We start from the raw sequence: 16447 nt of genomic DNA on the forward strand, positions 1-16447 counted from the left end.
CTCGCTTTTGTTGGGCCCGTCGTAGGACTGGTGGCGAAGGTTGTCACAGGCGGCGGCTTCATGGGGAGTGTCAAGGACATCATCAATGCCGTCGCTAAAGGTGAAATGACGGCCGCAGAGGCAGAAGCAAAAGCAGATGCTGCGTGGTCCCAGGCCCAAGCACAGATCGCGGAATCGCTTGCAACGGCGGCGAGCGATATATTTGGCGAAGCCCAGCAGACCATTCGGGCTAGTTTTCAGTCTAGTGACCCAATGGTGCGCAAGGCATGGGCATATGTTGTTTGGTCGCAAACGACGGTGCTCCTCTGGTATCAGGTCGGCCTTCCGGTCTATGTGAAGATCTTCGGCGGTTCGTTTCCGCGGACCGGTGACGATCTTCTGCAGTGGGCCTATGCCCTCGTGGGAGGCGCACTTGGCATTGGCATGATCGGCGGTGCCAAGGATGCAGTTGCCGGCATGTTCAAATCCCGGCGTTAGCTGGAAAATTTCAAATAAAAATTGGGGTAGAGCCATGGAAGTACCAACCTGGCTGTTTTCGACGCTTATCGGCGTTGGCGGTTTTCTTGTTGCGCTGATTGGTGGAGTAATTGTGCGTGACCGCCAGATCTTCAGATCGATGCGAGCCGGTGATGACCGATTGCACGAGCGTATCAACGAAGTGCGCGATCAGTATGTCAGACGGTCAGATCTGGATAGCCACATTGTCCGTCTGGACCAGTCCATGGACCGGGTAAGCACCGAGCTCAGAGAGCATCGAAAAGAGTTGAATCAGCGCCTCGACGCAGTGGTTGCACTGTTAACAAAAAGCCTTCACAGACCGTAAGAAAAGCAATGTTGATGCCATGGCAATGGGCGATCGCTACAGCGGTCGCCCAATATTTTTTTGTCTCGCTCGTTAAAGAGCAGTGCAACATTTTCAAGTTGATAATACCGCCGGAGAACAATCTCGGTTCGACTGTAGCGGATGCACGCGCGGATCTCAGACCCAGGTTGGCAAAGAAATCGCATATGGTGGTGCGGGCCGGCCAAAAGCGTGACAACATAAGCTTGGACAGATAGTTACATTTTATGCGTTGTCTTTGTCGTGTTTTGCATTAATTTGCAATCAACACTGATGGAGAACGGATAATGATTGTTGGTCTTTCTGGTCGTATGGGAGCAGGCAAGTCGACCGTTGCTGGTTTTCTCGTCGATGAATGCGGATTTACCCGCCATTCCATGGCCAGCCCTCTGAAGTCGATGTTACGCTGCTTGGGTTTGGATGACCGCCATCTATACGGAGACATGAAAACCACGCCTTGCGACGTTCTCGGCGGTCGCACGCCGCGGTATGCCATGCAGACGCTCGGAACGGAGTGGGGTCGAAAAATGATTGACCCTGATCTCTGGATGAACGCGTGGCGCTTTACACTGCCAGAAGGCGATGTCGTTTGTGACGACATTCGTTTCCCCAATGAAGTTGCGACGATAAGAAGTCTTGGTGGTATTCTTATCAGGATCGACCGATCTGCACTTGAGGTGAGCTCACACGAGTCTGAGACACATGTTTTTGACGTAGATCACGTGTTGGAGAATGATGGCAGCATCGAACAAATAAATGAAAAAGTTTACCATCTAGTCTTGCGCCATCTTTGCCTGCCGGTGACTGGATCCTAATCCGGATATTTTGATTTTTTTCCCTTTATTTCTTCCGCAATAGCGTCTCCGCGATTGCTACCGCGTAGAGGCGTTGCTTGTACATCTGGCTCCTTCCAGATGTCCCTAGATCCGTCCCCACACCATCCGGCCGGCGCTCTGAAGCCAGCAGCATTCTTGTGTCCACCACCGCCATACCGGGCCGCGATTTCAGCAACGTCGGCCCCGTTCTCGGAGGACCGAAGCGAGAACACTCGTTTGCCTTCCTTGTTGTCAAAATAGCAAGCGCCAAACGGTGCTTTTTCCGCGAGTAAGTTTGCTGCGTCAGACGACATGGTATAGGGCAGGTTTGCTACAGGGACCTCTACCCCGCCGATCACCATCGTTCGCGTTGTTGCCTCGAGCAGTTCAGCGACGTCTTTGTCATGTTTGCGAAGAATGGCGTCACCCTGTGCCACAACCCCGGCAAGATAGATGTCTGAACTGATCAGGGTGTCCAGATGGTCCCATGCATCGAATGTATATGGATACGAAAAGACAGTTGCTGCAACTTGTCTCGAGCATGGCATCTTGAAATGCCAGAGATCTCTATCGCCGACGAAATCGACGAACCTCTTTCGTGGCTGATCCAAGTTGAAAAAATCCCAGACCATTTGCGCGCCGGAGCGCTCCATGTCGAACTCGACATAAATATTTGCGTGCATTGCGCCTTCGAGTTGGTCCTGTGCCGCGTTCAGGCGATGCCGGCTTATGCCCCATGGCCTCGACCAACCAGAGATATCAATAATTCCCTCTCCTGCGGTCAGGTCTTCTTGCGCGGTTTTATGGTGGTCGAGAACAAGGACGGATTCAGCCTCTTTCGCCATTTCGAGCAAGACCTGTCGCTTGTACGAGAAATCGACAATAATGACCTCGGCGCCTGTTACGTCAGGTGGTTCACTTCCATGAGTGGCGGGAATAAATTCGACGCATTCCCCCAAAGCGTTTCGAACGATCCAGGCAGCTGTGAAGCCATCTGCGCAGTTGCCATGATACAAGCAGATTGTTTTCATGAATCTTTTCCCTGACTGAAATCCATCGTTTCGCCATCGGCAAAAGTGATAGACCTCACCACCCTGAGTGTTGCCCATCCGTCCTTCTGGCCGCGCAAAAGCGCGATGCCAGAGGATTCGATCTCGACAAAATTTACGAAGAGCTCGGCTTTGGGTTGTTCACCAGCAACATGGTGAAACCTAACTTCTGACACCATGCTTGTGAGATCTGCGCCGGTATCCAGGTCTTCCACCTTGGTCCCACGAATGTCTCCAGATGACGTTATCTTGACCTTCATTTTAGCACCTTGATTGTTCGACTAGAAATGCTTCGATCGATAGATCGGGCATGCACTTTGGCTTTCGTGGAATGACTTGATCCGCCATCAAGCTGACTGGGTCGTGGGAAAACTGGTGGCCGGTTCCATGCAAAAATTGCACGATGTTCGCCGCAGTCTCGGCTGGCTCCGATAACAGGCGCTCGAAACAAATAACGTGCAACGGAAGAGGGCGGGTCGCGCGCAGAGCGAGCTTCGTCTCCGTCCGAAGCTGGTTTTTCAACTTTGAAATATCGCTCCGAGCCAGGTGCACGCCAAGCAACGCCTCCATGAACTTCGCTTGGCTCTTTGCCTGTTGATGGTGGTCTCGGTGCATCCAGATCACGGACGCATCAATTTCCGATGTAGCAACACGAACTTTGTGCGGATCCAGCCACTTAATTGCGCTTCCGGCGTTACTCTTTAACCAAGACGTATCTACCGGCTTGCTGAAGGATTTCATTTCCACTGGTTCGAAATCTGGATATTTGCCGGCGCATTTCATGCCAGCTGCATCAAGCATCTGCAGCACAAGGCTTGTCCCGCAACGACCCAAACCTGCGACAAACAAGGTCGGTTTCATCATTCCCCTGGAGAAGCAGACGGATCAATGTCGTCAGCAAAATCGTCGTCCAGTCGTAGTGACATACTAGCTCGGATGGGTATTGACACCACTCCAAGCAAAATGACCAGCGGTAGCAGAGCGAAGCTGAGAATTGTCTCGATGGTTGATAGTAGGATTCTCACGAAGCCTCCCGGATGTGTGCGTGCTCCGGATCGGCGGACCTGGTGCCTTTCCCGTCACAGTCGTCGCACTCCGCAAGCGCATCTTCGTGCTGCTCGAGATATTTCTCCCAATCGGCAATGACTTCACCGGTTCCGGAGCACGTTTCACAATCGAGAATTTTCGCCGTCCTGTTTGCCAACGCAGAGTCCTCACTTTCCGAGATCCCGGCTGATAACATTTTGACGCTCATACGTCAACGTTTTTTGCGTTGACTAGTGTAAAGGTATGTGTTCTGTTTGAAACTGATCAGAACGGCTGTTGCGTCACATGAGCACAAAACCAAAATTCTATTTTGTCTGCCCAGGACCGATCGTGGGCGATGCGGTCCTGAGTATCGATGGCGGCTCTCTCCAAAAAGTAACGACACAATACCTTCCAGAACTGGGCGCAACACTCGCGGCTGTCTGGCCTGTCGGGACGCTTGAAGAGCTCCCTAGGGGTGAGTTCAGAAAATAGAGGCCACTCATGTCCGATGATAGCGATGAACTTGCTGAAAAGGTGCTGCAGGAAATGGGTCAACGCTTGATGCTCGGTGGTGAAGCGCTGACCTCTCTCAAGGGGCTTTGGGCTACGGTGCGCACTCATGAAATCGCGACCGGCCAAAGGGTTGTTATTTACCCGCCTCAGCGCTGCAATCTGGAACGACTGACGGGTATACCTCAAGAAGAAAAATAGAGAGTCGACATGCGCGGCCACGCCAATACCAAGTGTTGGATGATGGTCACGTGGTGGGGCTAGAGTGCGAATAGGAGAGGTTTCGACATGCCAGAACTCGCAAACATTGGATGGTTCGCCGGAGGCTTCGGAACCGCCGTGATGATCGGCGTTTTTGCCTTCTTCTATCTCGTAAGCAAGATCAAATAACGGAGCGCCGGCATGGACAATGAGTGGCTGAAATCAAAGATGGATAAGCTACGCTCAGAGGCGAGCCGCGGACCTGTTCCAGGTTCCGTCGTTTTCGCGCTGACAGACCCGATCATGGACAAGATTACGCGGGAGCAAAACCCGAAGCATCACCCGTGCTGCGGTTGTCCCGCAGACGGCTTGCACAATCCGTCCTGCAGGTTTGCGGACTCGTGATCAGAAAGGCATTTGAGCTATGACCTTATCAGAATTGATAGCCGCATACGGCGACGACAAGGTCCAGTTTCAGAAGCTGGATGACTGCGCCGACAGCATGAATATGAACAACGGCCACACGAAAATCACCTTCGGGACACCCGAGCGGATCGGCCCGAGCGGTACCGACAAAATGGGCATTGTCGTCTGGATGGATCGTGAGCGGGTGGCTGAAATTATCGCTGCAGATAAACCGTAACCAGAAATTGCCCTATGCGCCCGCGCTGTCCCAAGTACCACTCAAAAATTATCTTTCTTAGCGAGTGTGTGTCGGTTGAGCAGATGACCGAGTTTCGCAGCGGGAAAGTCGTATCGAGGTTTGACTCTGGAGCGACAGGCACACCGGAGAAACCGTCTTTTGCAGCGATTGCGGGCACATATGGAGACCCCGGAATAAGACCGTGCATGACATCATCGTAGCGAATATCTGAAACAGCCTCGAAAGGCCCGTCGAGCGATGCAAACGACCTATCCGAACGACGAAAAACTTATCCGTCACATGAGTTCCGCGACGAGGGATCTGTTTGCCTTATATATCGCTGACCTCGAAAAAGAGATGGAGGGCATGCCGATGAAGCCATATGACACGCCGCTTCATGAGAGCACTGGCCTGCAGTGCTGGTACGACTTTTTTGAGGATGGGTTTTCGCCGCGTGAAGCAATCGATGAAGACCTGTCGAACGCATACTCGAACACGTACTGACGGGGGTCCTACGGGCAAATAGGCGATAAAATGAGCGAACCGAAGAAAGACACACAACGCGCACTGATTGCCGCAAAGGCCATATTTGATGAGCGCGGCCCAGATGACGCCGCATCGATCATGGTCACGCTGGAGCATGCTGTCGCAACAGTTCTGATCGCTCTTTATCGAGATCACAAGACTGCCGCCGGCGTGCTCAACGAGGGCCTTGTTCAAGGTGTCGAAGAGCGCATCGCCAGGCATCAAGCAAGATTGCAATCGAAAGGGCCTCGGAAGTGAATTATCAGGAGATCCATAAAGCTGTTTGTTCCGAATGCGGACACGTCGAAAAACGGAGCGACAGTAGCAGCTTCATCACCGTGTTTTTCCTGCCGGAGATTTGCGCGAAGTGCGGAGCCGATATGCCCGGGCGTTTCACCCGTTGGTTTGAAATCGACGGAGACCGGCCGCACTGGCAGCACGTGATTGAAAAACAAAAATTCACGCCCGCCGTCCGTACAAAAAATCCGCTCACGTGGCTCCGCTTTGGTCATTGGAAAACGATCGAAACCACCACGCTTAAAGCGTGATCATAGAGGCTTGGATGATGGCAAAGCAGGCGAAGCAGATTGCGGAAGAGACGTTGAACAAGCTTCACGAGTTGAAGGTGACCTTCAACATGACGCGCCTGATCATGCAGGACGAAGCTCGCGCCGACGCCGGCGAAGTCGTCCAGGAAATCGACCAGTTCATCAAGGATCAGCGCAAGGCGCTGGCCACAGCAAAATAAAGGCCCTGTCATGCCGCGACATTGCCCAAAATGCAAAGGTCAGATGGCCGATGATGGCGTGCACTGCTGGTGCATGGAACACGACTGCAGTTTCGATGGATATGTCGTACTGAGGACCGGAAAAATTTTACCGGGAGAAGATGAATTCTCCCGGGAGTTTCCAGACGAGGCTGATCGTTTTTTGGATTGCTTCCACCGCAGTGAAATTGCGGAGCTGATTGCCGCCGCGGAAGAGTGATAGAAAGGCCTAGCATATGTCTTATGACATGCATATTGCTGACGAAGATTTTAACTACACCTTCAACGTTGCGCCGATGTGGTATGCGGCAATTCCGGACGCCGGTATTCGTTCTCACTACGGCATGACAGGCAGACAAGCCCTACAACCTCTTCGGCGTATCCGTGACTATATGGAAGATCATCACGACGAACTGATCAAAATGAACCCCTCCAACGGATGGGGCTCCTATGACGGCGCATTGCAGTTCGTCAATAGCCTAATCGGCGCAAGTTTGCGGAATCCAGATGCTATTTGGGGTGGTGATTGATACACCTAGGGTAGTCGAGTCATCGGCCCAGGTACCTCTTGGCCAATTGCTGAATATGAGTTTCATCCGAGTGGATAATTTCCACCGCGGCATCAGGATCTGTGATCCCTCTCGCTTGGTCACGTTTAACGGAGTTGACCGAAGTGACGGTAGGATCCGATCCGTCGTTTGCCACACAAAAAATGGCTGTGATTTCTTCTTCAGGCTGTCCCGGGCGGTCGACTCGGCCGAACAGTTGCTCGTAGATCATCGGCGACCAATCCAGTTCCCCGATAACAACTGTCGAACAAACTTTCTGTAGGCCATCCAAGCCAGCACCCGAACGGAGAGACATGATCAGCGGGTTGGCATCACCGTTTATGAACGCATTCTTCGCTTTGTCTTTTTGTTTGGCGTTTTCCGATCCCGTGTAGAGTATTGGATTGAAATCTTTCATTTCATCCAGCCAGATGTCATAGCAATCACGATGCCAGCCGGCAAGGATGACCTTTCGGCCGTCAGCAATCAGCATCCGGACGTATGCAGCGACACTTCTCGCCTTCGCAACACCAGTGATGCGCCGCGCTAGAGCATCGAGCTCGCGCGCTGCTTGGCCACTTTCGCCAAAGCTCCCGGTGACCACCCTCATTGCAAGGGACTTCGCTCGATCCTCAGCGGTACGGGCAATATCCTCGTCGAAGTCAACTTCGATGACCAGACGGTTGACCTTACGTCCCTGTCGTACCCGTCTCAGGAAGACCTGACTTTCGCGGAGATATGATCCTAGCGCCTGCGGATCAGAAACCAGCCATTTGCCGCCTGGGCCCATCCGGCACCATTCTCTGACAAATTCATCCCAGTCGCCCAAGAGACTGGGATCGACATATTGCATGATGTTCCAGATTTCGGATCCGTAATTGAAAATTGGCGTGGCAGACAGCGCCAAACGTAGTTGCGCATGGTTGGCGAAAACACGCATGGCGCTTCCTTTATCAGACGCCATACCTGTGCGTCCCTCCTGCACCTCATCAAACACGACCCCCTTGAAATAGCTTTCCGCGGCAACATCAACCCATCCGGAAATGTTTGAATATTTGAAAATGTAGAGGTTGGCTGACGGTAGATCGTAGGGTTTTCGGCCTTCGATTATGTGCGCCGACATGTAGGTGTACGGAGAGACGAACTCATTGACCCACTGCGTCGCAAGATGCGGTTGGACGACGACCGCGGCCGGAAGATAAGGCGACCCCATCAATCCGCCCAGGGCGACGAATGTTTTGCCGAAACCAACTGAATCGCCCAGAAGCAAATTCTTTCTTTGATGCAGGAGTTTGACGGCCTGCGCCTGAGATCTATAAAGGCCATAGCCGGGCTTAAAGCCATGCACGACATCCGGTTGCCAGCTGGGTAGGAAGATCTCTTCTGTTTGGTTCCGATGCTCCTCAAAAGCCTGTTTCCCAGCCAGTAGAGCCGCTCGATCTTCCTCAGACATACTGAGCGGGTAGCGCTCGACAAACCACGCCAAATCAGTCGACATTTCCTCCGTGAAAGGAAGTGTAAAAGACCCAACCTGGGTTTTGTCGATACGAGGGAATATAGCCTTCAATCGGATTGCGACATGAGGCTTTATGTTCTCAAGTAGCCAAATATCTTGCCGGCGCTGCAAAGAGCCGTAGGGAACAACATTCAAAGCCAAGTCCTGGCTAGATTGAGAAAATGTGCTGGTTTGTTCTGAATCCATAGCGGTAACGCCATGGGAATGTTCGTCGCGAGGATGATCGATCTTATCCGTCGGTGGGCGCAGTAACGCTCCAACTGCTTCAGGATCTCATTCTTGCTCCAATTCTTTTTCACCTTGCACTCAATCCCGACGTCACCAACGACCAAATCAATGACGTCCGATTTGGATAACCGAACTTCGCGCTGAGGTCTGAAGCCGCCCTTTTTGAGCTCCTCGAACATTGCATCTTGAAGCGCTGTTTCGCTGTGAAGCGGAAAACGGCGCGGATTGAGGAAGGACACAACTTTGTTGGGATTCATCTCTTGCTCACCAGATTGAGTGTGCCCTGACCAGCATGTCGATCGATATGGTTCCTGATCAGCATGTGGCCCTCGACCTCGAGCCATTGGCGGATGCAGTCGACGTGAAAAAGGTATCTTCCGGTTTCCGGGCTTTCACGGAGTTGGAAACCATTTTTCATGGAGAACCGGCGGAGCCGGCTTGATGTGCTGTTGACCAGACCGCGGCGCCCGTGCTGCGGGACTTTGTGATCCTTCAGAATTTGAAGGGCCGGTTTGAAGTCGGTCGTGCTCGCACGGCTATTGTCGAAGATGCCCCTGTTCTCTTCCAAAAGGTGCATAAACGACGAGACAAAACTCTTCATTTCCTTATGGACCACGGATTTTATTATTCCGCCGACCTGGGTTTTGGCTTCATCACCCAGAAGACTGACGGGTGGGAGCTGCGACAGTTCACGCTCCATCCTGTTGAACTCCTGAATGTAGTCCAATTTGAATTGAACAGCTTCACGGCCTGTGAACCCAAAGGTGAGCAGTGTGAACCCGTCCTTCGTCATCAGAAAGGCACGGGATTGCTTGCTACCGCCGCGTGGCATGGGTACTTCGACCGCCGTCTCCTCAAAATTGAGGGCGCATGACGGCGCGGATTCGATGAGGTTGTCGATGTCTCGGAGGACATTGTCATGGCGTTTTGAGAAGAATGAAGCCACGTCATGACTTCCTGTCATCGCCGTGCCGTTTCGGTCCTGAACGCGCGGATTTGAGAGCACTTGTGTTTGGAGCGTGTCCTGGGCACTGGCGCCGGTCGCAGCATTGATCCGCGTCGTCTTGAGAAGATTCCGTAACCGACAGGATTCATCATGCGGAGTCCGGCGTGAGCCGGGCGTCGACGCGAAATGAAAATCGATTGGTGTACCGCAAAATGTGAACTCAAAAGAAGGATGTTCGCCTTTCTTTTTGACCTGATAGTTGGATATCCCAAATTCCTGCAAAACTCGGACGAGCATTTTGTAGTTGTCATGGCTTCGGATTTTGCTGAGCGGATCTTTGGTGGACATCACTTTCCCCTCTAGCCAGATGGCATTGTACAAGATATCGAACACCCAGAGGGTAGAACGTAAAATGCGTGGCAGTCAACGCAAATCAACGCATTTTACGTTCTTTGCGCACAGGTGAATTGTCGTACCTCCAACTTTGAGAGAGACTGTTGGAGAAAAGACAATCACCTGCCGGGATCAGATTGTGTAAGCTCCTGGCGTTTTCAAAATCCGAGCGGTCTACCAACAGGTATGGATCTTCGAACCAATACTGGGGCCCATCTTCTCCTAGCTCCATATGCAGAATGTCGCCTTGCTTGAGACGACGGGTGAAGGTAGCTTTGGGCGCTGATTTCTTCTTCAATCGGGCGTCTCGGTGGCGATGAGTTCGGTTACAGGGTTATTATCATGGGCTCTGTATCCGTCCATCCATTCCCACGCCCGGGCCATTTTAGCCTTACGCTCGTTGTCATCCCTATATATCCATGATTTCAGGATCACGCCGGCCCGTTTGATTGCGACAGTTCCATCGTCGTCATCATGGATAATTGGAATCGACTGCTCCGACGCGATGCGATGTGCATGTATGAAAAGGTCGCCGCGGATGCTTGGAACAGCAGCGATCAATATTGGCTTGTCCGTTGTGTTTTCGAACGACCTGACGACGTCTAGGGTCCATGAATTCAAAATTTTCAGGACTTCTCCTGGTTGGAGCTCATGCTGGTCGAACATTGTTCAATCGACCTCGTTTGCGATCGCCAACAAAACATCCGCGTGGCAGGGATCTTCCAAACGACAGAAACAGCCGAGATTCCTACCCTTAAGTTCGCGACGAACTTCTTCACAGTTGAACGATAAACGGCCGCCTCGCAGGGCTGTCTCAAAGCAATGTACCGCACGCTCTTGGGCAACCTTGTTTCCTCTCGGAAAGACGAACGGATTTCCCCACTTCAGCGGCCGGTGGACATAGGCGATCGGAAGACCGTTGCCGGCAGCCTCGTGCGCGTTCCACCCTTTGGTGCGCTTGCGCTGAATTCGGACTGGTTTCACAGCAAGTCACCCTGCGGCTTCGGCAGTTCCGGAAGCATCCATTTCGCTGGCCTCACCAGATTCGTCTTGCCTGTCGCTCTCCACTGGAAATATCCAAGCACTCCCTTGCAGGGAATGAATTCGCAAGGCTGTGGTTCTCGGAGAACCAGACCGCGTGGACCGAAGAACCACGGGCTAGCGCTCTCTTTCACTGCGTCGACAACTTCAACAGATCCGATGATTCCGCCGCGCTGTAAATCGGCTGGGAGTGGGCATGGATGGCCGAGGTTTCGGATAAAATTCGCTGCGTGGTCGTATTCAGCCCGGGTCATTCCCTTAGAAGCATGGATAGCGACGCGACCGCGGTGATTCAGACCGTGATTGAAAGCTTGCCATGATCTGTTCTCGATGTCCTTGCCGGCGTGGATGATGGCCCAGGCCCAGGGTTGCCTGACTGAAAGTGCGAGTTTTGGGAGTTCGGTCATGGTAGGATTGTTCCTATACCAGTTAGTTCTGCAGAAATTTATCCAGTTTTTCGGTTGATATTGCGGTCTCAGCGCAGATTATCGGTCACCTCTTCCTTATGCGTTGGATGACAACCGGTGAAATTTTCACCCCTGAGAAGCAGGCACGTTCGGACAGGGTTGTAGGCTGAAACCCAGAGTAGTTTGTAATCGTGCGATCGCGGCACGTTGGGTATTGCTTCAAAGGCTGGAAGAAAAGCATATGCAACGCCGAAGACCAGCGTCACGCCCAAGATTGCTTTGACCAGATTTAAGAAATGAATCATCGCTTACCTGCCTCAAGCAGTGGTATCCCAGCCTCTGTAGGGATGTAGATCACTTGGCCGGCCGCACCTTGTTCCTCTAACATCCGAATGTAGAGATAGCGAAGATAGGCCTCTGGGCCGCCGAGACCGTCGGCAAGCGCGGCATTTGATTTAGCTGCAAACTCAGCTCTGGTGAGTTCCGCTTCGCCTTCAAGAGCTGCAGCGTCGCGCTTCGCTTGGGCCTCTTTGACCCGCGCTTGCTTACTGAACTCCGCCTCAGCCAGAATTGCCCGGCCGGACATCTCCGCTCCCCATACCTGGACGGTTTTCCAAGCGTACCAACCGCCGCCAATCACACCTAGTGCGAGCGCAATGCCGATTGATACGTAAATGATACCAATTCCAATCTCTTTCATTTTGGTCTCCTTGCTGGGCACCCAGACTTCTTTCACTCACCACGCAGACGCGGCATGTCAGGTGTCTTGCGGGCTACTTCCCGCTGCCATTTTTCCATCTCGCGTGCCTGGCGCAGCGTCGCGTCAATGAGGAGTTGAGATGCGCCATTCCGGTGCGCCTCCATCGCATACGCGCGGAGTGTTTCCGGCCCTGCCAAGTCCTGACCGCGGATCAAAAATACCGGCTCATTTTCCGGAATTTTCCCTGCTGGGTCTTGAATGCGGTCGTGATCTTTTCTGCCGTGTTTCATATCGTCAGGCCTTTCGAACCAAGTTATTGAACTGTGTCGCGGCTCTCGCGCATCTGTCCCACGATGTATTCAGACAAGCCGGTCTCGCTGGTGCCTTTGATCTGCGTCCATGGCATCTCGATAGTCAGGATCTTGTCGTCCATCACCACAGCAAATTTGAATGTTCTGCGACCACGCGCTTCTCGGATTTTCTCAGCGAATTGCACATCGATCTTCTCGCCGCGCTCTGCTGCCTTGAGCATTGCTGCGATATGATTTGCCTGTCTCTTTAGGGCGCTGAGTGGAGATTGCTTTGTCGTCATGTTCCAACCTTCTCGGTTGTTCCAACCCAGATGAACTCGCCGTTTTCTCCGACAGGAAAATAGTCGCGGCATCCGCAGCAGAAGGTACTGCCGTAATAGGATGGTTCGCGTGCATACGTTTCAGCGATCTTGAGCGGCATGTTGGTGACAGTACCGCAGGTCAAGTGCGCATAGCTTCGGCGTACAGGGCGGACGAAGCCTTTCGCTCGTTCCTCGTCCGGTAGAACCCAGTGGTCGACATGTTGCCCATCAGGACGCTTGGAATCGTCTGGAACAGGGCACGATGTATCGAGCTTCGGGTCATCGCCGCTATTGGTGTCTTTTCTGAAGGTCATGCAACCCACCTGGTTGTAGGAAATTCGTCGTGCAGGACGCCGTCAAGCGTTCTGCCCGATCGATTTTTACCGACCCGGCGAACTGTGGCGCCGTCTTCAAACTGGAAGTGAGCTCCTGGACCGGCAACCTCAGACACGGACACCCATTCGCCCCATTGTTTGAAAAAGAAGGGAACATCGGCGGAGGCGCACTGATCGCGCAGTGAGCGGAACCAATCCGGCTTCGTCGGTCGGGCCGGACCGCCGCTCTCACCGCCGGCAATGACCCAATCGATTCCGCGATCGAAGTGAGCAACCCCCTTGCTGTCCAAGCCGAAGAATGCGTCGAGCTTCCTCGAGGTGCCTGGCAAACTGAGCTCGTGAAGGTTCAACCACTCCAGAAGCGGCTCACATGAAAGGAAAAGAATCGGCGCAGGAACGGCGAGAAGCGAAGGTATCCGCCGGTTTGCCTCGACCTGGTTCTCGACTGTGGCCCCCATCCAAACATTATCCGGCCACTCCTCCATCAGATCGGGATAGAGCTTCGGCATGTTCTGCGGACGTTTGGTCAGGAACAGGAAATCCAGGTTCCGGTTCGCGCGCACGTCGTCGACCAGTTGGCGGCGCCACGCCGGATCGATCGACCGATGATTGTCGCCGACATCGGCCAGGCTGGCCACAAAGACGCGGTACCGGACACCGAGCTCGGCCGCGGCACGGTTCCATTTTGGAAGATTAACCCGGGTCTTGGTCCGATATCGAGGTGCATTCGGCCCCCATCCCGGCGCCCATCCCCGGAATTTGTTCTCTGTCTCTGCGTAGCAGAAGTCGCAGGCCATCGAGACCTTGGTGCAGCCGATCCACGGATTATAGGTGAAATGGGCCCATTCGATCTTGGTTTCAGCCATCGTTACCGCCTCCAACGGGCCATTTCGCACCTTTGTCGATATTTAAACGCGCCTCGCAGCAATTAGGCGTACTGCACTCAATCCCGGCGCCACCACGCCACCGCATGTAGCTCAGTGTCCCACCGCAGTTCGGGCACTTGACCGTTCCAGAGGAACGTTCCGGAAGGTTAAGGGGAAGCGCTTGGATGGCGTTGCCGAGCCGGTTTATGCCGTCGGCTGCATACATCTCCCACGCCGCTCTCTCTTCAGGAGTATACTCCTGCCTGCTCGAGCAATTTGCGGTGGGATCTGGCATACATTTCGTAGACGATCCTGGTGCGCTCATATCGACGCCGGCGGCACAGCAGGGACCGCGAGCCGGATCATTCAGTGGCGCAGCGGTATTGTAGCTGTAGTGCCGGCAATGGTGCGTGGCACGCAGTGGACGGTCGAACTTTACAGGATCAGGCACCGGCAGACTCCAAGCCTTCCCGGCGAGCTTTGTTCAGCCTAGCCATCGCTTCGTCCGACCCGCCGTGGTCAGGATGCTGCTTTTTAGCCAAGGTGCGATACCGGAGCTCGATCATTTGTGGTGTCGAATGCCGATCAAGCCCCAGAACATGTGTCCAGTGAGGTTGGTTGTGACCTTCCGGCGCCGGCAGTGCGGCAAAACCGGTGAAAGCCCGGTCAAGCATCTCGGCGCTACCCCAACGCTCGATGCCGCGCATTGCCTCGATCGTCTTTCCGATTGCGCGCATGTTTTCCCAGATCTTTTGATATAGATCGCAGCAAAAGCAGACACGGCTGCCTTTGCGCTCGAAATAGACAGCAACGCCGGCATCGTCTGGAATGCGGCCGATGTCTTTGGCGTATGGAGTGCCATCACGTTTTGTCTGCACGTTGGTGCTAATGACGATATTCCGCCCGCCCATGCGCTGGATCTCTCCAATCATCTGCGCTTGAGCAACTCCAGGTGCGACATCAAATCTGGATCTTGTCACGGATCTTTTTGGAGTCCGTGGCCTGCCTTCTGGCCATTGGAGGGGGAACGCGCGCTCAGTCATTCCAGTCTCCGGTCCATCCTCGACTATCAATCTCAATCGTTTCTGGGAGTGTCTCGAAATCATGGAGACTGATGCGCACTTCCATTGGGTCGCGTTTTTTTGTCGTATCACGTTCGTCTTTTGAGGCAGGCCAGTTTTGCATCAGATCGGGGAACAACCTCAAAATCACGTCCAGTAATCTCTCATCAGAGATACTGCTGCCCTGAGGTCCTTCATATTGGATTGGGCGCCAATCTTGAGTGTATTCAACCACCGCCATAGCGTTTTTGTGGATTCGAAAAACGGCGAAATGACTTCGACCGGTCGCGAAACGGTCGAAGTAATCAACTTTTACTCCTCTTGGAGTATCTTCCGTTTTGTCTGAAATGCAGTTTTCCATCTCATCGCCAATGGTCCTAAATTGTTCTTGGCTGTCCAAGAGTGTTATCTCAAAGTTGAGCAATATGTGTGGACCAGTTCTGCCATTTTCGTAGTTATGCTGCCTAGGTGACTGCACATCAAATAAATCATAGTCTCTAGAAGGTAACGTAGGAAAGCGAAAGCTATTACGTGCGGAGTAAAAATGTTGACCAATTGTCCCTATGCCAGAAAAAACTAATTCACACTCGCGCTGTGTTCTCAATCTACGAAGATTTGTTTCATAATGTTCTAGAATGTGATCAACAGAAACCTTCGGGAAGGTGTCTCTCATTTCCGCATATAACTGAAAAGCCCTTATGGAGTTTCCTTCGGATTTTTTCTTCAGTTCTAGACAATGGAACGCATACCAGCGACGAGCACTTTCATTTATGATAAGTTCGTCTATCTGAATTATCTCGCTGACCCAGTCGTGAAACTCTTCCTCGTTTGGCGGCATAGCGGCACTAAACACGCTTGGCGCTAGCGATCTTGCAACGCTGATGGCCGCGATGGTTTCGAACCCTGGTGGGATCTTCCGGGCTATCCAAGGAAGTCCCAAATATTGGCATTGATCTCTGAGCGGCATGCGTGAGTCTCTCGCATACTGGAAGAAGCGCAGATGGATCGGGTCAGGCTCGATGAGGAGGGCGGCAGCTGGTATTTTATCGGTCAGCGCCTTCACCTCAGGAAGGGCAAGCATCATGTCTCTGGTAGCCATAGCGTCCCTTGAGGTTCCTCAATCAAAATGATCTAGCCGCGGCGAAAGCAAAATGTGTGGCCGCGGTGTCCCGCCGCGGCTCGGGAGATCTATCCTGCCCGCCGAACCCGTCAGGCTATCCGTGACCATGCCTATTTTGCTACCATGAGAATATGTTTGCGTCAACGCAAAATACGTTATATTGTGACGCTAAGAACGTTCAAACACGGAAACCCGATGCCAGATTTGCTTACATCAGGCGATGCTATAATCAGTTCCTGCGGGCTCTACAGATATTGCCTTACGCGGAAATGGGGGTTCGGCAGCCTCTGCCAC

The 16447-nt window shown here is 53.0% G+C and carries 29 protein-coding genes; 11 read left to right on the top strand and 18 right to left on the bottom strand.

Features of this window, described 5'->3' with window-relative positions; translation table 11 throughout:
• Positions 1–60: 60 nt before the first annotated feature.
• The 3 genes from O6760_RS22965 to O6760_RS22975 all read left to right on the top strand — a co-directional run bounded on the left by O6760_RS22965 (position 61) and on the right by O6760_RS22975 (position 1656).
• Positions 61–477 (top strand): hypothetical protein, encoded by a 417-nt coding sequence (locus O6760_RS22965; protein WP_269581985.1) that lies wholly within the window; start codon positions 61–63, stop codon positions 475–477.
• 34 nt (positions 478–511) lie between these two features.
• Positions 512–823, top strand: coding sequence for a hypothetical protein (locus O6760_RS22970; RefSeq protein ID WP_269581986.1), 312 nt, complete (start codon positions 512–514; stop codon positions 821–823).
• Between the two features lie 305 nt (positions 824–1128).
• On the top strand, positions 1129–1656 hold the full coding sequence (locus O6760_RS22975; protein ID WP_269581987.1) for a deoxynucleotide monophosphate kinase family protein: 528 nt from the start codon (positions 1129–1131) through the stop codon (positions 1654–1656).
• Here the strand turns inward: O6760_RS22975 and O6760_RS22980 are convergent.
• The 4 genes from O6760_RS22980 to O6760_RS22995 all read right to left on the bottom strand — a co-directional run bounded on the left by O6760_RS22980 (position 1653) and on the right by O6760_RS22995 (position 3909).
• Complete coding sequence (locus tag O6760_RS22980; RefSeq protein ID WP_269581988.1) at positions 1653–2687, bottom strand: DHHA1 domain-containing protein; 1035 nt, start codon at positions 2685–2687, stop codon at positions 1653–1655. The two genes, O6760_RS22975 and O6760_RS22980, sit on opposite strands and share 4 nt — an antisense overlap.
• On the bottom strand, positions 2684–2965 hold the full coding sequence (locus tag O6760_RS22985) for a hypothetical protein (RefSeq protein ID WP_269581989.1): 282 nt from the start codon (positions 2963–2965) through the stop codon (positions 2684–2686). Before O6760_RS22985 ends, O6760_RS22980 begins: the two co-directional genes overlap by 4 nt.
• A gap of 1 nt (position 2966) precedes the next feature.
• The gene (locus O6760_RS22990; RefSeq protein ID WP_269581990.1) at positions 2967–3569 is read right to left on the bottom strand and encodes a hypothetical protein; all 603 of its coding nucleotides are present in this window, start codon (positions 3567–3569) and stop codon (positions 2967–2969) included.
• A gap of 157 nt (positions 3570–3726) precedes the next feature.
• Positions 3727–3909 carry a hypothetical protein gene (locus O6760_RS22995; protein ID WP_269581991.1) on the bottom strand — a complete coding sequence of 61 codons (183 nt, stop codon included), beginning with the start codon at positions 3907–3909 and terminating at the stop codon, positions 3727–3729.
• Between the two features lie 326 nt (positions 3910–4235).
• Here O6760_RS22995 and O6760_RS23000 point away from each other — a divergent pair, with 326 nt between their 5' ends.
• The 8 genes from O6760_RS23000 (at position 4236) to O6760_RS23035 (ending at position 6909) form a co-directional block, all read left to right on the top strand.
• The gene (locus tag O6760_RS23000; protein ID WP_269581992.1) at positions 4236–4445 is read left to right on the top strand and encodes a hypothetical protein; all 210 of its coding nucleotides are present in this window, start codon (positions 4236–4238) and stop codon (positions 4443–4445) included.
• Positions 4446–4869: 424 nt separating this feature from the next.
• Entirely contained in the window at positions 4870–5088 is a 219-nt protein-coding gene (locus tag O6760_RS23005) for a hypothetical protein (RefSeq protein ID WP_269581993.1), read from the top strand.
• Between the two features lie 258 nt (positions 5089–5346).
• Positions 5347–5592: a hypothetical protein gene (locus O6760_RS23010; RefSeq protein ID WP_269581994.1), complete on the top strand. Its 246-nt coding sequence runs from the start codon at positions 5347–5349 to the stop codon at positions 5590–5592.
• A gap of 30 nt (positions 5593–5622) precedes the next feature.
• Positions 5623–5871 (top strand): GntR family transcriptional regulator, encoded by a 249-nt coding sequence (locus tag O6760_RS23015; RefSeq protein WP_269581995.1) that lies wholly within the window; start codon positions 5623–5625, stop codon positions 5869–5871.
• Complete coding sequence (locus O6760_RS23020) at positions 5868–6161, top strand: hypothetical protein (protein ID WP_269581996.1); 294 nt, start codon at positions 5868–5870, stop codon at positions 6159–6161. Before O6760_RS23015 ends, O6760_RS23020 begins: the two co-directional genes overlap by 4 nt.
• 14 nt (positions 6162–6175) lie before the next feature.
• Positions 6176–6361 (top strand): hypothetical protein, encoded by a 186-nt coding sequence (locus tag O6760_RS23025; protein ID WP_269581997.1) that lies wholly within the window; start codon positions 6176–6178, stop codon positions 6359–6361.
• Positions 6362–6404: 43 nt separating this feature from the next.
• On the top strand, positions 6405–6599 hold the full coding sequence (locus tag O6760_RS23030; RefSeq protein WP_269581998.1) for a hypothetical protein: 195 nt from the start codon (positions 6405–6407) through the stop codon (positions 6597–6599).
• 16 nt (positions 6600–6615) lie between these two features.
• Entirely contained in the window at positions 6616–6909 is a 294-nt protein-coding gene (locus O6760_RS23035) for a hypothetical protein (protein ID WP_269581999.1), read from the top strand.
• Positions 6910–6928: 19 nt separating this feature from the next.
• Here the strand turns inward: O6760_RS23035 and O6760_RS23040 are convergent, their stop codons facing one another.
• From O6760_RS23040 to O6760_RS23105, 14 genes are all read right to left on the bottom strand, one after another.
• Positions 6929–8629: an SNF2-related protein gene (locus tag O6760_RS23040; protein WP_269582000.1), complete on the bottom strand. Its 1701-nt coding sequence runs from the start codon at positions 8627–8629 to the stop codon at positions 6929–6931.
• The gene (locus tag O6760_RS23045) at positions 8575–8928 is read right to left on the bottom strand and encodes a hypothetical protein (RefSeq protein WP_269582001.1); all 354 of its coding nucleotides are present in this window, start codon (positions 8926–8928) and stop codon (positions 8575–8577) included. Before O6760_RS23045 ends, O6760_RS23040 begins: the two co-directional genes overlap by 55 nt.
• Positions 8925–9965 carry a Rha family transcriptional regulator gene (locus O6760_RS23050; RefSeq protein ID WP_269582002.1) on the bottom strand — a complete coding sequence of 347 codons (1041 nt, stop codon included), beginning with the start codon at positions 9963–9965 and terminating at the stop codon, positions 8925–8927. The genes O6760_RS23045 and O6760_RS23050 overlap by 4 nt, the downstream gene beginning before the upstream one ends.
• 339 nt (positions 9966–10304) lie before the next feature.
• On the bottom strand, positions 10305–10676 hold the full coding sequence (locus O6760_RS23055; RefSeq protein ID WP_269582003.1) for a hypothetical protein: 372 nt from the start codon (positions 10674–10676) through the stop codon (positions 10305–10307).
• Between the two features lie 3 nt (positions 10677–10679).
• Entirely contained in the window at positions 10680–10994 is a 315-nt protein-coding gene (locus O6760_RS23060) for a DUF4326 domain-containing protein (protein ID WP_269582004.1), read from the bottom strand.
• The gene (locus tag O6760_RS23065; RefSeq protein ID WP_269582005.1) at positions 10991–11458 is read right to left on the bottom strand and encodes an ASCH domain-containing protein; all 468 of its coding nucleotides are present in this window, start codon (positions 11456–11458) and stop codon (positions 10991–10993) included. The genes O6760_RS23060 and O6760_RS23065 overlap by 4 nt, the downstream gene beginning before the upstream one ends.
• A 68-nt stretch (positions 11459–11526) precedes the next feature.
• Complete coding sequence (locus O6760_RS23070; protein ID WP_269582006.1) at positions 11527–11763, bottom strand: hypothetical protein; 237 nt, start codon at positions 11761–11763, stop codon at positions 11527–11529.
• Positions 11760–12158 (bottom strand): hypothetical protein, encoded by a 399-nt coding sequence (locus O6760_RS23075; protein WP_269582007.1) that lies wholly within the window; start codon positions 12156–12158, stop codon positions 11760–11762. The genes O6760_RS23070 and O6760_RS23075 overlap by 4 nt, the downstream gene beginning before the upstream one ends.
• 32 nt (positions 12159–12190) lie before the next feature.
• Entirely contained in the window at positions 12191–12448 is a 258-nt protein-coding gene (locus O6760_RS23080; RefSeq protein WP_269582008.1) for a hypothetical protein, read from the bottom strand.
• Positions 12449–12471: 23 nt separating this feature from the next.
• A complete protein-coding gene (locus O6760_RS23085) occupies positions 12472–12750 on the bottom strand; it encodes a hypothetical protein (protein ID WP_269582009.1) in 279 nt (92 codons plus the stop codon).
• Positions 12747–13085, bottom strand: a complete 339-nt coding sequence (locus tag O6760_RS23090; RefSeq protein ID WP_269582010.1) for a hypothetical protein — start codon at positions 13083–13085, stop codon at positions 12747–12749. Before O6760_RS23090 ends, O6760_RS23085 begins: the two co-directional genes overlap by 4 nt.
• Positions 13082–13972, bottom strand: coding sequence for a phage Gp37/Gp68 family protein (locus tag O6760_RS23095; RefSeq protein ID WP_269582011.1), 891 nt, complete (start codon positions 13970–13972; stop codon positions 13082–13084). The genes O6760_RS23090 and O6760_RS23095 overlap by 4 nt, the downstream gene beginning before the upstream one ends.
• 443 nt (positions 13973–14415) lie before the next feature.
• Complete coding sequence (locus tag O6760_RS23100) at positions 14416–15015, bottom strand: J domain-containing protein (RefSeq protein ID WP_269582012.1); 600 nt, start codon at positions 15013–15015, stop codon at positions 14416–14418.
• Positions 15008–16117 carry a hypothetical protein gene (locus O6760_RS23105; protein WP_269582013.1) on the bottom strand — a complete coding sequence of 370 codons (1110 nt, stop codon included), beginning with the start codon at positions 16115–16117 and terminating at the stop codon, positions 15008–15010. The genes O6760_RS23100 and O6760_RS23105 overlap by 8 nt, the downstream gene beginning before the upstream one ends.
• Positions 16118–16447: the final 330 nt, after the last annotated feature.

The sequence above is a fragment of the Roseibium sp. Sym1 genome (genome assembly GCF_027359675.1).
Lineage (GTDB): Bacteria > Pseudomonadota > Alphaproteobacteria > Rhizobiales > Stappiaceae > Roseibium.

What these genes read in the sequence shown, in the direction of transcription:
- O6760_RS22965 (WP_269581985.1), top strand. Translation starts at nt 61, where the DNA reads ATGGGGAGTGTCAAGGACATCATCAATGCCGTCGCTAAAGGTGAAATG.
- O6760_RS22970 (WP_269581986.1), top strand. Translation starts at nt 512, where the DNA reads ATGGAAGTACCAACCTGGCTGTTTTCGACGCTTATCGGCGTTGGCGGT.
- O6760_RS22975 (WP_269581987.1), top strand. Translation starts at nt 1,129, where the DNA reads ATGATTGTTGGTCTTTCTGGTCGTATGGGAGCAGGCAAGTCGACCGTT.
- O6760_RS22980 (WP_269581988.1), bottom strand. Translation starts at nt 2,687, where the DNA reads ATGAAAACAATCTGCTTGTATCATGGCAACTGCGCAGATGGCTTCACA.
- O6760_RS22985 (WP_269581989.1), bottom strand. Translation starts at nt 2,965, where the DNA reads ATGAAGGTCAAGATAACGTCATCTGGAGACATTCGTGGGACCAAGGTG.
- O6760_RS22990 (WP_269581990.1), bottom strand. Translation starts at nt 3,569, where the DNA reads ATGATGAAACCGACCTTGTTTGTCGCAGGTTTGGGTCGTTGCGGGACA.
- O6760_RS23000 (WP_269581992.1), top strand. Translation starts at nt 4,236, where the DNA reads ATGTCCGATGATAGCGATGAACTTGCTGAAAAGGTGCTGCAGGAAATG.
- O6760_RS23005 (WP_269581993.1), top strand. Translation starts at nt 4,870, where the DNA reads ATGACCTTATCAGAATTGATAGCCGCATACGGCGACGACAAGGTCCAG.
- O6760_RS23010 (WP_269581994.1), top strand. Translation starts at nt 5,347, where the DNA reads ATGCAAACGACCTATCCGAACGACGAAAAACTTATCCGTCACATGAGT.
- O6760_RS23015 (WP_269581995.1), top strand. Translation starts at nt 5,623, where the DNA reads ATGAGCGAACCGAAGAAAGACACACAACGCGCACTGATTGCCGCAAAG.
- O6760_RS23025 (WP_269581997.1), top strand. Translation starts at nt 6,176, where the DNA reads ATGATGGCAAAGCAGGCGAAGCAGATTGCGGAAGAGACGTTGAACAAG.
- O6760_RS23030 (WP_269581998.1), top strand. Translation starts at nt 6,405, where the DNA reads ATGGCCGATGATGGCGTGCACTGCTGGTGCATGGAACACGACTGCAGT.
- O6760_RS23035 (WP_269581999.1), top strand. Translation starts at nt 6,616, where the DNA reads ATGTCTTATGACATGCATATTGCTGACGAAGATTTTAACTACACCTTC.
- O6760_RS23040 (WP_269582000.1), bottom strand. Translation starts at nt 8,629, where the DNA reads ATGGATTCAGAACAAACCAGCACATTTTCTCAATCTAGCCAGGACTTG.
- O6760_RS23045 (WP_269582001.1), bottom strand. Translation starts at nt 8,928, where the DNA reads ATGAATCCCAACAAAGTTGTGTCCTTCCTCAATCCGCGCCGTTTTCCG.
- O6760_RS23050 (WP_269582002.1), bottom strand. Translation starts at nt 9,965, where the DNA reads ATGTCCACCAAAGATCCGCTCAGCAAAATCCGAAGCCATGACAACTAC.
- O6760_RS23055 (WP_269582003.1), bottom strand. Translation starts at nt 10,676, where the DNA reads ATGTTCGACCAGCATGAGCTCCAACCAGGAGAAGTCCTGAAAATTTTG.
- O6760_RS23065 (WP_269582005.1), bottom strand. Translation starts at nt 11,458, where the DNA reads ATGACCGAACTCCCAAAACTCGCACTTTCAGTCAGGCAACCCTGGGCC.
- O6760_RS23070 (WP_269582006.1), bottom strand. Translation starts at nt 11,763, where the DNA reads ATGATTCATTTCTTAAATCTGGTCAAAGCAATCTTGGGCGTGACGCTG.
- O6760_RS23075 (WP_269582007.1), bottom strand. Translation starts at nt 12,158, where the DNA reads ATGAAAGAGATTGGAATTGGTATCATTTACGTATCAATCGGCATTGCG.
- O6760_RS23080 (WP_269582008.1), bottom strand. Translation starts at nt 12,448, where the DNA reads ATGAAACACGGCAGAAAAGATCACGACCGCATTCAAGACCCAGCAGGG.
- O6760_RS23085 (WP_269582009.1), bottom strand. Translation starts at nt 12,750, where the DNA reads ATGACGACAAAGCAATCTCCACTCAGCGCCCTAAAGAGACAGGCAAAT.
- O6760_RS23090 (WP_269582010.1), bottom strand. Translation starts at nt 13,085, where the DNA reads ATGACCTTCAGAAAAGACACCAATAGCGGCGATGACCCGAAGCTCGAT.
- O6760_RS23095 (WP_269582011.1), bottom strand. Translation starts at nt 13,972, where the DNA reads ATGGCTGAAACCAAGATCGAATGGGCCCATTTCACCTATAATCCGTGG.
- O6760_RS23100 (WP_269582012.1), bottom strand. Translation starts at nt 15,015, where the DNA reads ATGACTGAGCGCGCGTTCCCCCTCCAATGGCCAGAAGGCAGGCCACGG.
- O6760_RS23105 (WP_269582013.1), bottom strand. Translation starts at nt 16,117, where the DNA reads ATGATGCTTGCCCTTCCTGAGGTGAAGGCGCTGACCGATAAAATACCA.